Source organism: Pseudomonas sp. YeP6b (assembly GCF_025642995.1).
Lineage (GTDB): Bacteria > Pseudomonadota > Gammaproteobacteria > Pseudomonadales > Pseudomonadaceae > Aquipseudomonas.
This window is the reverse complement of record NZ_CP080090.1, coordinates 4,916,330-4,930,058: the sequence shown is the minus strand read 5'-3', so window position 1 is coordinate 4,930,058 and position 13,729 is coordinate 4,916,330. Positions and strand designations below refer to the sequence as shown.

Sequence of the window (13,729 nt, the reverse complement as noted above, 5' to 3'; positions counted from 1 at the left end):
TAAGTCACTGAAATCTGGATAGTTTTTTTTCGGCACGGGTATTGCTACAGCCCTCGCAACGTTCCGTTTAACTGACGGTCAGCCAAGCGAGAGAGCATGATGCCCCACGCCGCCCAACTTTCTTTAGGCCCTGCTATCCCAGGGCTCGTTCCGTCCGCAGAGCCGCTTACCCGGCAAGGTCTTGAACAGGCGTTCTCGCAGTTCAGCCAGATGTCGAACCAGCTCACCGACTCTTACAGCCTGCTCGAAGCGCGGGTTTCCGAGCTTAAAGGCGAGCTGGCGGTGGTCAGTGCCCAGCGCATGGAAGAGCTGGCCGAGAAAGAGCGCCTGGCCAACCGCCTGCAAAACCTCCTCGACCTGTTGCCCGGTGGCGTGATCGTCATCGATGAAATGGGCCGTGTCCGTGAAGCCAACCCGGCCGCGAGCGACTTGCTCGGCGAACCGCTTGAAGGCGAGCTGTGGCGCCATGTCATTACCCGCTGCTTTGCGCCGCGCGAAGACGATGGCCACGAAATTTCCCTCAAGGACGGCCGCCGACTTTCGATCGCCACCCGTTCCCTGGACGCTGAGCCCGGCCAACTGGTGCTGCTCAATGACTTGACTGAAACCCGTCACCTGCAAGACCAACTGGCGCGCCATGAACGGTTGTCGTCACTGGGGCGGATGGTCGCTTCTTTGGCGCATCAGATCCGCACGCCGTTATCGGCGGCACTGATCTACGCCAGTCATTTGACTGATGAGCAATTGCCCGCGGCCACCCACCAACGATTTGCTGGCCGCCTCAAGGAGCGCCTGCATGAATTGGAGCACCAGGTGCGCGACATGTTGGTGTTTGCCCGCGGCGAATTACCGCTGACCGATCGCGTCACGCCGTGCGCACTGATGCAGTCGCTGCAAGCGGCCGCCGCCACGCATATTCAAGAGGCGAATGTGCGCTGGCAGTGCGACAGCCACCAAGGCGAGTTGCTGTGCAACCGCGACACGCTGGTCGGCGCCTTGCTCAACCTGATCGAAAACGCCACCCAGGCCAGCGGCCCAGGTGCACAGCTTAAAGTGCACCTGTACCGCCGTGAGCAAACCCTGCGCCTGTGCATCAGCGACAACGGCAGCGGCATCGACCCGGCGGTGTTGCAGCGCCTGGGCGAACCTTTTTTTACCACCAAGACTAACGGCACTGGCCTGGGCCTGACCGTAGTCAAGGCAGTGGCGCGTGCTCATCAGGGAGAATTGCAACTGCATTCCCGATTGGGGCGTGGCACCTGTGCATTGATGACCTTGCCGCTGTTTTTCGGCGCGGCAAGCGCGGAGTAAAACGACTATGGCTATCAAGGTTTTATTGGTGGAAGACGATCGCGCCCTGCGTGAAGCATTGGCTGACACGCTGCTGTTGGCGGGCCATGACTACCGGGCGGTCGGTTCTGCCGAGGACGCCTTGGAGGCCGTGGAGCAGGAGCCCTTCAGCCTGGTGGTCAGCGACGTGAACATGCCCGGCATGGACGGCCATCAGTTGCTCAGCCTGCTGCGTGCGCGCCAGCCGCAACTGCCGGTGCTGCTGATGACCGCCCATGGCGCCGTGGAGCGTGCGGTGGACGCCATGCGCCAAGGGGCGGCGGATTACCTGGTTAAACCGTTCGAGCCCAAAGCCTTGATCGAGCTGGTCGCCCGTCACGCACTCGGCGTGATTTCGAGCGTCGAAGGCGAGGGTCCGATTGCCTTCGAGCCGGCCAGCGCGCAACTGCTGGACCTAGCGGCCCGTGTGGCGCGCAGTGATTCCACTGTGTTGATTTCCGGCGAGTCCGGCACCGGTAAAGAAGTGCTGGCGCGGTATATCCACCAGCAATCCGGCCGTGCCAAACAACCGTTTATCGCGATCAACTGCGCGGCGATTCCCGACAACATGCTCGAAGCCACGCTGTTCGGCCATGAAAAAGGCTCGTTCACTGGCGCCATCGCCGCCCAGGCCGGCAAGTTCGAACAGGCCGACGGCGGCACCATCCTGCTCGACGAAATCTCGGAAATGCCCTTGGGCCTGCAAGCCAAGCTGCTGCGGGTATTGCAGGAGCGCGAAGTCGAGCGCGTGGGCGCGCGCAAGCCGATCCAGTTGGACATTCGCGTGGTCGCCACCACCAACCGTGATTTGGCGGGCGAAGTGGCGGCGGGGCGCTTCCGTGAAGACTTGTTCTACCGACTCTCGGTGTTCCCGCTGGCCTGGCGCCCCTTGCGCGAGCGCCCGGCGGACATCATCCCGCTGGCCGAGCGCCTGTTGAACAACCACGTCAAGAAAATGAAGCATGCCCAGGCGCGGCTGTCGGCTGAGGCTCAGGCCTGCCTGATCAGCTACCCATGGCCCGGCAACGTGCGTGAATTGGATAACGCCATCCAGCGCGCGCTGATTTTGCAGCAAGGCGGGCTGATCCAGCCGCAAGACTTCTGCCTGGCCGTTGGCAGTGGCGCAGCACCGTTGCCGAGCCTGGCGCCGGCGCCTGTGGTGGTCGCCGAAGCCGAGTCCGCTGGCGCCTTGGGCGACGACCTGCGCCGCCGCGAATTCCAGATGATCATCGACACCCTGCGCGCCGAGCGCGGCCGCCGCAAAGAGGCCGCCGAACGCTTAGGCATCAGTCCGCGCACCTTGCGCTACAAGCTGGCGCAGATGCGCGACGCGGGAATGGATGTGGAAGCCTACCTTTTCGCCACCTAAAAAATGTGTAGGCCGACAGGGTTTGTCGCCTTTTCTTACAAGCTGCCATGGAGCTGGCACCCTTGTTGCTACTACCCCCAGTAATCGTTGCGTAGTGTCAAAAAATTGCGGGTCGTCGGAGAGAGAAGGTCATGAGCCAGGGTATTGAGTTCAATCGGTTGATGTTGGATATGCGCTCCATGCAAATGGATGCCATGGCTCAACCGAAATCCGTCGCGCCAGCGCCGGAATTGGGCCAAAGCAGTTTTGCCGACATGCTCGGTCAGGCAATCAACAAAGTCAGTGATACCCAGCAAGCCTCGAGTCAGTTGGCCACCGCCTTCGAGATCGGCAAAAGCGGCGTGGACCTCACCGATGTGATGGTGGCCTCGCAAAAGGCCAGTGTTTCCTTTCAGGCCTTGACCCAAGTGCGTAACAAGCTGGTTCAGGCTTATCAAGACATCATGCAGATGCCGGTTTAAGGACGAGATTTAAGTCATGGCAGAAGCAGTCGTGGACAACGTACCCGCCAAGGCAGACGGCAAGCCGCCGCTGTTTGGCCTGTCGTTCCTGGAAAACCTTTCCGAAATGACCATGTTGCGTCAGGTGGGCCTGATGGTCGGCCTGGCTGCCAGCGTGGCGATTGGTTTTGCCGTGGTGCTGTGGTCGCAGCAACCTGATTACCGCCCGCTGTACGGCAGCCTGGCCGGCATGGATTCCAAGCAGATCATGGAAACCCTGGCAGCCGCCGACATCGCCTACACCGTGGAACCCAACTCCGGTGCCTTGCTGGTCAAGGCCGATGATGTGGCCCGTGCACGGATGAAACTGGCCGCCGCCGGCGTAACGCCGTCCGACAGCAATATCGGTTTTGAAATCCTCGACAAGGACCAAGGCCTGGGCACGAGCCAGTTCATGGAAGCCACCCGCTACCGTCGTGGCCTGGAAGGCGAACTGGCGCGCACCATCTCCAGTTTGAATAACGTCAAAGGCGCCCGCGTGCACCTGGCGATTCCGAAAAGCTCGGTGTTCGTGCGTGACGAACGCAAGCCAAGCGCCTCGGTATTGGTCGAGCTGTTTTCCGGCCGCTCCCTGGAGCCTGGCCAGGTCCTGGCGATCATCAACCTGGTGGCCACCAGCGTTCCCGAATTGAGCAAGTCGCAAATCACCGTGGTCGACCAGAAGGGCAACCTGCTGTCCGACATGGCGGAAAACTCCGCGCTGACCCAGGCCGGCAAGCAGTTCGACTACAGCCGCCGTATGGAAAGCATGCTCACCCAGCGCGTGCACAACATCCTGCAACCGGTATTGGGCAATGACCGCTACAAAGCTGAAGTGTCCGCCGACGTGGACTTCAGCGCCGTCGAGTCAACGTCCGAGCAGTTCAACCCGGACCAGCCGGCCCTGCGCAGCGAACAGTCGACCAGCGAACAACGCACCGCCAGCAATGGCCCGCAAGGTGTGCCGGGTGCCCTGAGCAACCAGCCACCAGCCCCGGCCTCGGCGCCGCAAACCACCGGTGGCGCCGCCGCGGCCGCAGGCGCGATTCAGCCTGGCCAGCCACTGTTGGACGCCAACGGTCAGCAGATCATGGACCCGGCCACCGGCCAGCCGATGCTCGCGCCGTACCCAGCCGACAAGCGTAACCAGTCGACCAAGAACTTCGAGCTCGATCGCTCCATCAGCCACACCAAGCAGCAACAGGGCAAAATCAATCGCCTGTCGGTGTCGGTGGTGGTCGATGACCAAGTCAAGGTCAATGCCGCTGACGGTGCAGTGACCCGTGCGCCATGGAACGCCGATGAATTGGCGCGTTTCACGCGTCTGGTGCAGGACGCCGTCGGTTTTGACGCCAGCCGCGGTGACAGCGTCAGCGTGATTAACATGCCGTTCTCCGTCGAGCGTGGTGAAGTCATCACCGACCCGGCGTTCTACACCCAGCCGTGGTTCTGGGACATCGTCAAGCAAGTGCTGGGTGTGTTGTTCATCCTGGTGCTGGTGTTTGGCGTGCTGCGCCCGGTGCTCAACAACATCACCGGGCATGGCAAGAAACAGCTGGCCCTGGCCGGCAGCGACGTCGAGTTGGGTGGCATGGGCGGCCTGGATGGCGAACTGGCCAACGACCGCGTCAGCCTCGGCGGCCCGCAAAGCATTCTGTTGCCAAGCCCGAGCGAAGGCTATGACGCTCAGTTGAACGCAATCAAGAGTCTGGTGGCAGAAGACCCGGGCCGTGTGGCCCAGGTCGTGAAAGAGTGGATTAACGCAGATGAATGATCGAGCCGCTGTTGCCAAGCTCACCAAAGTCGACAAAGCCGCAGTGTTGCTGCTGTCTTTGGGTGAGACCGACGCCGCACAAGTGCTGCGCCACATGGGCCCCAAAGAGGTTCAACGCGTAGGCGTGGCCATGGCGCAAATGCGCAATGTGCACCGTGAGCAAGTCGAGCAGGTGATGAGCGAGTTCGTCGAGATCGTCGGCGACCAGACCAGCCTGGGCGTCGGCTCCGACAGCTATATCCGCAAGATGCTCACCTCGGCCCTGGGCGAAGACAAAGCCAACGGCCTGATCGACCGCATCCTGTTGGGCGGCAACACCAGCGGCCTCGACAGCCTGAAATGGATGGAGCCGCGCGCCGTCGCCGACGTGATCCGCTACGAGCACCCGCAGATCCAGGCCATCGTCGTCGCTTATCTGGACCCGGACCAGGCCGGTGAAGTGCTCGGCCACTTTGACCATAAAGTGCGCCTGGACATCATCCTGCGCGTGTCGTCGCTGAACACCGTGCAGCCGGCGGCGCTGAAAGAACTCAACACGATTCTCGAGAAGCAGTTCTCGGGTAATTCCAACGCCTCGCGCACCACCTTGGGTGGCATCAAGCGCGCGGCCGATATCATGAACTTCCTCGACAGCTCGGTCGAAGGCCAGTTGATGGACTCGATCCGCGAGATCGACGACACCCTGTCCGGCCAGATCGAAGACCTCATGTTTGTGTTCAACAACCTCTCCGATGTCGACGACCGTGGCATCCAGGCGTTGTTGCGCGAAGTCTCCTCCGATGTGCTGGTACTGGCACTCAAGGGCTCCGACGAAGGCGTCAAGGAAAAGATCTTCAAGAACATGTCCAAGCGTGCTTCCGAACTGTTGCGCGACGACCTGGAAGCCAAAGGCCCAGTGCGCGTCAGCGACGTGGAAACCGCCCAGAAGGAAATCCTCACCATTGCCCGCCGTATGGCCGAAGCCGGAGAAATCGTTCTCGGCGGGAAGGGCGGCGAAGAAATGATCTAAGGCGCTGCCCATGTCGAACAAAGATGAGACGCCCAGCGATCTGATTCGCGCACGGGATGTCGGCGGGTTCGACATCTGGTCGTTGCCCAGCTTCGACCCGCACGTGCCGGAGCCTGAGCCTGAGCCGGTGGTTGAAACGCCTGCTGAGATGGAAGAAGTGCCGCTGGATGAAGTCCAGCCACTGACCCTCGAAGAATTGGAAGCTATCCGCCAGGAGGCCTACAACGAAGGCTTCGCAGCGGGCGAAAAAGACGGTTTTCGCAGCACCACCCTCAAGGTCCGCCAGGAATCCGAGGCGGCGCTGGGCCTCAAGCTGGGCAGCCTGGAACGCTTGATGCGCAGCCTGTTCGACCCTATTGCCGAACAAGATTCGCAACTGGAAAAATCCATGGTCGGCCTGGTCGAGCACATCGCCCGCCAGGTGATCCAGCGCGAACTGGCGCTCGATTCCAGCCATATCGAAAGCGTGATGCGCGAAGCCCTCAAGCTGCTGCCTTTGGGCGTTGGCAATGTGCGGCTGTACATCAACCCGCAGGATTTCGAACAGGTCAAAGCCCTGCGCGAGCGCCATGAAGAAACCTGGCGCATCGTCGAGGACGCGGCGCTGCAGCCCGGTGGTTGCCGCGTCGAAACCGAACACAGCCGTATCGATGCCACCGTCGAAACCCGCATCAGCCAGATCATGGCCAAACTGTTTGACCAGCTCCACGAACAAGTCCTGCACCCGGCCGAGCCCGACCTGAGCGTGGACCTGGACGCCCCTGATGCGCCTTGATCGCACCAGCTTTGCCAAGCGCCTGAGCGGCTACGCCGAGGCCACTGAGCTGCCCGGCCAGCCCATCCTCGAAGGGCGCCTGTTGCGCATGGTCGGCCTGACCCTCGAAGCCGAAGGCCTGCGCGCCGCCATGGGCAGCCGTTGCCTGGTGATCAACGACGACAGCTACCATCCGGTGCAGGTCGAAGCCGAAGTGATGGGCTTTTCCGGCAGCAAGATTTTCCTGATGCCGGTGGGCAGCCTGGCGGGTATCGCGCCCGGTGCCCGGGTGGTGCCGCTGGCCGATACTGGCCGCCTGCCGATGGGCATGAGCATGCTCGGCCGCGTGCTCGACGGTGCCGGTCGCGCGCTGGACGGCAAAGGCGGCATGAAGGCTGAAGACTGGGTGCCGATGGACGGCCCGACCATCAACCCGCTTAACCGCAACCCCATCAGCGTGCCGCTGGACGTGGGCATTCGCAGCATCAACGGTTTATTGACGGTCGGGCGCGGCCAGCGTCTGGGCCTGTTTGCCGGTACCGGTGTGGGTAAATCCGTGCTGCTGGGCATGATGACGCGCTTCACCGAGGCCGACATCATCGTGGTCGGGCTGATCGGTGAGCGGGGCCGTGAGGTTAAGGAGTTCATCGAGCACAGCCTCGGTGAAGAAGGCCTCAAGCGCTCGGTGGTCGTCGCGTCCCCGGCCGATGACGCGCCACTGATGCGCTTACGCGCCGCCATGTATTGCACGCGCATCGCCGAATATTTTCGCGACAAGGGCAAGAACGTCCTGTTGCTGATGGACTCGCTCACACGTTTCGCCCAGGCCCAGCGGGAAATCGCCCTGGCCATCGGCGAGCCGCCCGCCACCAAAGGCTACCCGCCGTCAGTGTTCGCCAAGCTGCCCAAGCTGGTGGAGCGCGCCGGTAATGCCGAGGCCGGCGGCGGTTCGATCACCGCGTTCTATACCGTGTTGTCCGAAGGCGATGACCAGCAAGACCCAATTGCCGACTCGGCGCGGGGCGTGCTCGACGGCCACATCGTGCTGTCGCGACGCTTGGCCGAAGAAGGGCACTACCCGGCCATCGACATCGAAGCGTCGATCAGCCGGGTAATGCCGGCGGTGGTCACGCCGGAACACATGGCTCGCGCGCAGCATTTCAAGCAGCTGTGGTCGCGTTATCAGCAGAGCCGTGACCTGATCAGCGTCGGCGCCTATGTGGCCGGTGGTGATCGCGAGACCGACCTGGCGATTGCCCTGCAACCGCAGTTGGTGACCTACCTGCGCCAGGGCCTCAACGACAAGATCAGCATGGGCGAAAGCGAAGCGCACCTGGGTTCGATTTTCGCCCCGGCGCCAGGCGGTTAAGCCATGGCCAGTACGCGTTCTTCACGCTTGGCACCGGTGGTGGACATGGCCGAAAAGGCCGAGAAAACTGCGGTCCAGCGCCTGGGTTATTTCCAAGGCCAGGTGCGCCTGGCGCAAAGCAAGCTCGGCGACTTGGAGCGCTTTCGTGGTGAATACCAGCAGCAGTGGATCGAACGCGGCAGCAAGGGTGTGTCTGGCCAATGGCTGATGGGCTACCAAGGCTTCCTCAACCAGCTGGAAACCGCTGTCGGCCAACAGCGCCAGAGCCTGGCCTGGCACCAGAACAACCTCGATAAAGCCCGTGAAAGCTGGCAAGCGGCGTTTGCTCGAGTCGAAGGCTTGCGCAAGCTGGTGCAGCGCTATATCGACGAAGCGCGGGCGATTGAAGATAAACGCGAGCAAAAGCTGCTCGACGAGCTCTCACAGCGGCTTCCACGCCAATCACCGTACTAACGGCCACCACCGGCCCACTGTGGGCGTCGGGCTTGCCCGCGATACAGGCACCGAGGTGGATCAGGCACACCGCAGTGATGCTATCGCAGGCAAGCCAGCTCCCACATTTGGTCGTCTGTGTTGCCCATACCCGGTTCACCTGCTAAACCTTGTTGCATATTGCCAATGACAAGGAAGCAGTCGTATGTCAGTCGAATCAGAAGTATCCCTGGATGGGACGAAGTTGATGATCACCGTCACGGGGCGGTTCGATTTCGGTAGCCACCAAGCCTTTCGTGATGCCTACGAGCGGTTCTACAAGGTGCCCGAGGTCTACGTGGTGGACTTGAAAGACACCACCTACATGGACAGCTCCGCCTTAGGCATGCTCCTGCTGTTGCGTGACCATGCCGGTGGCGATAATGCCGAAGTGCAGGTGATCAACAGCAACTCCGATGTGCGCAAGATTCTCGCCATCTCTAACTTCGACAAACTGTTCGACATCAGTTGAGCACCCTGGCCCCGGTTCTCGAACCGCTGACGATCCTGATCGCCGAAGACAGCGCTGCCGATTTGCTGTTGCTGTCGACCATCATTCGGCGCCAGGGTCATCAGGTGCTCACCGCCGCCGACGGCGCGCAGGCCGTCGAGGTGTTTACCCGCGAGCGCCCGCAACTGGTGTTGATGGACGCGCTGATGCCGGTGATGGACGGCTTTGAAGCCGCGCGGCGCATCAAGCAGCTTGCGGGGGAAGCACTGGTGCCGATCATCTTCCTCACCTCGCTGCGCGAGAGCGAAGCCCTGGCCCAATGCCTGGATGCCGGCGGCGATGACTTCCTGCCCAAGCCCTACAACCAAGTGATCCTGGCGGCGAAGATCAACGCCATGGACCGCCTGCGCCGCCTGCAAGCCACGGTGTTGCAGCAGCGTGACCTGATCGCTAAGCACCACGATTACCTGCTGCATGAGCAGCGCGCGGCTAAGGCGGTGTTCGACAAGGTGGCGCATTCGGGCTGTATCAACGCGGCGCCGAACATTCGCTACCTGCAATCGCCCTATGCGCTGTTTAACGGCGACCTGCTGCTAGCGGCATACACGCCCTCCGGTGACATGCACGTGCTGCTTGGTGACTTTACTGGGCACGGCCTGCCTGCCGCCGTCGGTGCCATGCCCCTGGCGGAAGTGTTCTACGGCATGACCGCCAAGGGCTACGGCCTGGCGCAGACCCTGCGCGAGATGAACGCCAAGCTCAAGCGCATCCTGCCGGTGGACATGTTCTGCTGCGCCACCCTGATAGGCCTGAGTGCCCAGCGGCGTGTGGTGGAGGTGTGGAACGGCGGGATGCCCGAAGGTTATGTGCATGAAGTCGCCACGGGCAAGCGTACGCCGTTGGTGTCGCGGCACTTGCCGTTAGGTGTGCTCTCGGCCGAGAGGTTTGATGACAGCACCGAAGTCTGGCCCATGGCCTTGGGCGACCGTGTGTTTTTGCTCTCCGATGGCGTGCTGGACACCGCTAATGCCAATGACCAGCTGTTCGGCGCCGAGCGCTTGCAGCAGGTGTTCGCGGCCAACCGTGAGCCTGATCGCTTGTTCGAAGATATCGAGCTGGCACTGGCGGCGTTTCGTGGCCAGGCGCGGGATGACGTCAGCATGGTCGAGATCACCTTGCAGGCCGGCCAGCCGTTGCGGGCGGCCGAGCCGATATATGCCGACAGCGGGCAGTCGTGCCCGCTGGACTGGTCGGTGAGTTTCGAGTTCCGCGCGCAGACCCTCAAAAGCTACAACCCGTTGCCGTATCTGCTGCAATTGTTGCTGGAAATTCATGGCATGCGTGAGCAGAGCGGGGCGCTTTACAGTGTGATGGCCGAGTTGTATTCCAATGCGCTGGAGCATGGGGTACTGGGGTTGGATTCGCGGCTCAAGCGCGATGCACAGGGGTTCGCCGACTATTACCGCCAGCGCAATGAGCGGCTGGGGCAATTGAGCAGCGGTTATGTGCGTGTGCATGTGCAGGTCGTGCCGACGGGCACTGGCGGCACAATGACGCTGCGTATCGAGGACAGTGGTCTTGGGTTTGACGTGGAACAGGTGTTGGCGCGACCGCTGGATATCGACCGTCTGTCTGGCCGGGGCTTGAGCCTGGTGCGGCAGTTGAGCAGCAATGTACGCTGGTCGGATGGCGGGCGTAGCGTATGCGTGGAGTTTTGCTGGGGGGCTCTGGCATAATCCGCCGATTCTTGATCAAGGAGCGAACAAGTGGCAGAGATTCATTTGGACCCTGATGTGTTGTCGGGTTTGCAGGAGGTTATGGAGAGCGAGTATCCCAAGCTGCTCGATACCTTTCTGGACGATTCGCAGAAGCGTGTCGAGGCGTTGCGCAAAGCGCGCGATGATGCCAAGGCGTTGGGGCAGATTGCGCACAGCTTCAAAGGCAGCAGCGGCAACCTTGGGGCGGTGCGGTTGGCACAGTTGTGTCAGCGCTTGGAAGCTGAATCGGGCCAGTCGACGGCGGACCTTGGGGCGTTGGTTGATCAGATTGATCATGAGTTTGCTTTGGTGCGGCCGTTGTATGAGTCGGAACGGCAGCGGTTCAGTCTCTGAGTCACCTTCGTAACAGCTATTAATGGCGACCCAACTGTGGGAGCTGACTTGCCTGCGATAGCGGTGAGTCAGTCAGCCCATCTGGCACTGTTACACCGCAATCGCAGGCAAGCCAGCTCCCACATTAAGCGAGTCATTTGCCTGCAAAGTGTAATCTGGCCCGACTCTTGCTCTATCTCCCAATACTGCATCCCCGACCCCCAATGCAGTGGAGACCTTTACCTATGCCAGTCGCCCCGAATTCGCTCCTTCAGGCTGCCCCTGCGGCCAAGCCTCAAGCGTCTGTCTCTACGCCCCCAGTAGCGGCTGCGAGCCCGCGAGACAAGGGGCCTGGCTTCGCTCAAGTGTTTGCAAATCAAAGCCCGAAACCGACGCTGAAGATCGACGACGCCCCGGCCAAAGTCACGCGTGACAAGTCGCCGGACACCAACTCCAAGCCCGTTTCCAGCAACGACAAGCCTGCCGCCAGTAAGCCAGCCGTTGCCGATAGCGGCAATCCCTTGCCTGCCAAACCGCCGACTAAATCCGACGACGCCAGCAGTGACGACGACAAGCCCACCGACCCATCCCTGGCGCAACAACCCCCGGTTGACCCCGTCGTCGACCCGGCAGTGATTGCCACCGTCACCCCGGTTGCCGTGCCTGTCCCCGTGGAAACGCCGGCGCCTGTAGCCGCCAAGGACGACAAGGCGTTGCCGGTTGTTGTGGCGACGGATGAGGTCAAGCAGCCTGCCTTCGACCCTGACGCCGATCCGCTGGACTCGATGCCAGCCGTGCGCCTGGCGATGGAGCAGGGCGGTCACGTCTCGGCCAGCAGCCAGACGCCGCAGAAGGCCGCCCCGACGTCTCAGGACCAGCCGACCGCTGCACAGAGCTTCGCTGCCGGCCTTGCCAATATGGTCGACCAGCAAGCCACCAAAGACAGTACTGACCAGGGCGGCGACAAGGCCTTCAGCGGGCTGATCGAAGGCGGCCTCAAGGATCTGAAAGACGCCAGGAGTGACACCCGCGTCGATGATTTCGCCAACCGCCTGGCTGCGCTGACACAGGCCGCCACGCCGAAAACCGCGAATGCCTTGCCGCCGGTGGCGAATGCGCCGTTGGCCATGCACCAGAGCGGCTGGACCGAAGAAGTGGTCAACCGCGTGATGTACCTGTCCAGCGCCAACCTCAAGTCGGCAGAGATCCAGTTGCAGCCGGCTGAGCTGGGGCGCCTGGATATCAAGGTCAACATGGCGGCGGACCAACAGGCCCAGGTCACCTTCATGAGTGGCCACGCCGTGGTGCGTGAAGCGCTGGAAAGCCAGTCCGGCCGCCTGCGCGAGATGTTTGCCCAGCAAGGCATGGGGCAGGTGGACGTTAACGTCTCCGACCAGTCCCGTGGCTGGCAGGGGCAAGGTCAGGAGCAACAGCAGCAGAACCAGGCGCGCGGTGTGAGTGGTAGCGGTGGGCGGGGTGATGGCGGTGATCATGCTGAAGTGGCGGCGGCCGTCGCGCCGGTGACCCAGACCGTCGTGGGCTCCAGCGCGGTTGATTACTACGCCTGATTTCAGCCTTATGAAGATCAAAATGTGGGAGTTGGTTTGACTGCGATGGCCTTAGGTATTTACACATCTTTTTATGGGTTGAGTTCTTTGGTTGTCGCGGGGGCGCTGGGTGCATATCCGTTATTTGGGTAACGGCGGCTATGGGTTCCGCTCTTACAGCGGGTCACTTTTGGAAAAAGAGCCCCAAAAGTAACCAAAGGGCTCTTGCCCCACCACTCGGCACCTCGCTTAGGCTCGGTGTGCCCTCACTCCGGCTTTGGAGCGGGGGCCGCCGCCATGGGCCATCCTTGGCCCATCGCGGCTAAACCGGCGTCCTGCCGGTTTACCCCGCTCCAAAGCCTGCGTTCGGCCAGCGTGGTTTAACGGGGCGCCTAAGATCAAGATCAAAAGCAAAAGCACGGCGGCCTAGTAGCCGACCTGAGTGGTTGAAGCAAATCAAAAGCAAAGCCGAGGCGGCCTGACAGCCGACCTGATATTTGAAACTGAACTCAATCTAATGTGGGAGCTGGCTTGCCTGCGATGCAGACACCTCCGTCCATCAAGTACACCGAGTTGATGCCATCGCAGGCAAGCCAGCTCCCACAGAAAAGCAGAGCACTGCGGTGCTGGCAGCTAAACTCGGTCAAAATTGTGGGAGCGGGCTTGCTCGCGAATGCGGTGGGTCAGTCAGCTCATGTGTAACTGACCCACCGCCTTCGCGAGCAAGCCCGCTCCGACAGTTGGATCTCGGTACATCAGACAGAGAGTGTGCTGCTGTGCTTTTGCCCTGCTTTTGCTTCTACCACTCAGGTCGGCTACTAGGCCGCCGTGCTCTTGCTTTTGATCTTGATCTTGATCTTAGGCGCCCCGTTAACCACGATGGCCGAACGCAGGCTTGAATCCGTGGGTAACCCGGCAGGACGCCGGGTTAGCCGCGATGGGCCAAGGATGGCCCATGGCGGCGGCCCACGGATTCAAGCCGGAGTGAGGGCATGCCGAGCCTAGGCGAGGCACCGAGTGGTGGGGCAAGAGCCCTTTGGTTACTTTTGGGGCTCTTTTCCAAAGTGACCCGCCGTAAGGGCGGAAC

At 61.6% G+C, this 13,729-nt stretch carries 12 protein-coding genes; all 12 read left to right on the top strand.

What is annotated here, in order from left to right; all coding sequences use genetic code 11:
* Positions 1 to 99: 99 nt before the first annotated feature.
* The 12 genes from KZH41_RS22145 to KZH41_RS22090 all read left to right on the top strand — a co-directional run bounded on the left by KZH41_RS22145 (position 100) and on the right by KZH41_RS22090 (position 12,663).
* Positions 100 to 1,311 (top strand): sensor histidine kinase, encoded by a 1,212-nt coding sequence (locus tag KZH41_RS22145; RefSeq protein WP_263275127.1) that lies wholly within the window; start codon positions 100 to 102, stop codon positions 1,309 to 1,311.
* A gap of 7 nt (positions 1,312 to 1,318) precedes the next feature.
* Positions 1,319 to 2,698 (top strand): sigma-54-dependent transcriptional regulator, encoded by a 1,380-nt coding sequence (locus KZH41_RS22140; RefSeq protein WP_094951612.1) that lies wholly within the window; start codon positions 1,319 to 1,321, stop codon positions 2,696 to 2,698.
* Positions 2,699 to 2,829: 131 nt separating this feature from the next.
* Positions 2,830 to 3,159, top strand: coding sequence for a flagellar hook-basal body complex protein FliE (gene fliE / locus KZH41_RS22135; protein ID WP_017134937.1), 330 nt, complete (start codon positions 2,830 to 2,832; stop codon positions 3,157 to 3,159).
* A gap of 16 nt (positions 3,160 to 3,175) precedes the next feature.
* Positions 3,176 to 4,951, top strand: coding sequence for a flagellar basal-body MS-ring/collar protein FliF (fliF, locus tag KZH41_RS22130; protein ID WP_094951613.1), 1,776 nt, complete (start codon positions 3,176 to 3,178; stop codon positions 4,949 to 4,951).
* Complete coding sequence (gene fliG, locus KZH41_RS22125) at positions 4,944 to 5,960, top strand: flagellar motor switch protein FliG (protein WP_053257308.1); 1,017 nt, start codon at positions 4,944 to 4,946, stop codon at positions 5,958 to 5,960. The genes fliF and fliG overlap by 8 nt, the downstream gene beginning before the upstream one ends.
* 10 nt (positions 5,961 to 5,970) lie before the next feature.
* Complete coding sequence (gene fliH, locus KZH41_RS22120) at positions 5,971 to 6,735, top strand: flagellar assembly protein FliH (RefSeq protein WP_094951615.1); 765 nt, start codon at positions 5,971 to 5,973, stop codon at positions 6,733 to 6,735.
* Positions 6,725 to 8,083 carry a flagellar protein export ATPase FliI gene (gene fliI, locus KZH41_RS22115; RefSeq protein ID WP_094951616.1) on the top strand — a complete coding sequence of 453 codons (1,359 nt, stop codon included), beginning with the start codon at positions 6,725 to 6,727 and terminating at the stop codon, positions 8,081 to 8,083. Before fliH ends, fliI begins: the two co-directional genes overlap by 11 nt.
* Positions 8,084 to 8,086: 3 nt before the next feature.
* Positions 8,087 to 8,536 carry a flagellar export protein FliJ gene (gene fliJ / locus KZH41_RS22110; RefSeq protein WP_094951617.1) on the top strand — a complete coding sequence of 150 codons (450 nt, stop codon included), beginning with the start codon at positions 8,087 to 8,089 and terminating at the stop codon, positions 8,534 to 8,536.
* Positions 8,537 to 8,720: 184 nt separating this feature from the next.
* Positions 8,721 to 9,026 (top strand): STAS domain-containing protein, encoded by a 306-nt coding sequence (locus tag KZH41_RS22105; RefSeq protein ID WP_094951618.1) that lies wholly within the window; start codon positions 8,721 to 8,723, stop codon positions 9,024 to 9,026.
* Complete coding sequence (locus KZH41_RS22100) at positions 9,023 to 10,741, top strand: fused response regulator/phosphatase (RefSeq protein WP_094951619.1); 1,719 nt, start codon at positions 9,023 to 9,025, stop codon at positions 10,739 to 10,741. Before KZH41_RS22105 ends, KZH41_RS22100 begins: the two co-directional genes overlap by 4 nt.
* A 30-nt stretch (positions 10,742 to 10,771) precedes the next feature.
* Positions 10,772 to 11,116 (top strand): Hpt domain-containing protein, encoded by a 345-nt coding sequence (locus tag KZH41_RS22095; protein WP_094951620.1) that lies wholly within the window; start codon positions 10,772 to 10,774, stop codon positions 11,114 to 11,116.
* Positions 11,117 to 11,340: 224 nt separating this feature from the next.
* The gene (locus KZH41_RS22090; protein ID WP_263273706.1) at positions 11,341 to 12,663 is read left to right on the top strand and encodes a flagellar hook-length control protein FliK; all 1,323 of its coding nucleotides are present in this window, start codon (positions 11,341 to 11,343) and stop codon (positions 12,661 to 12,663) included.
* Positions 12,664 to 13,729: the final 1,066 nt, after the last annotated feature.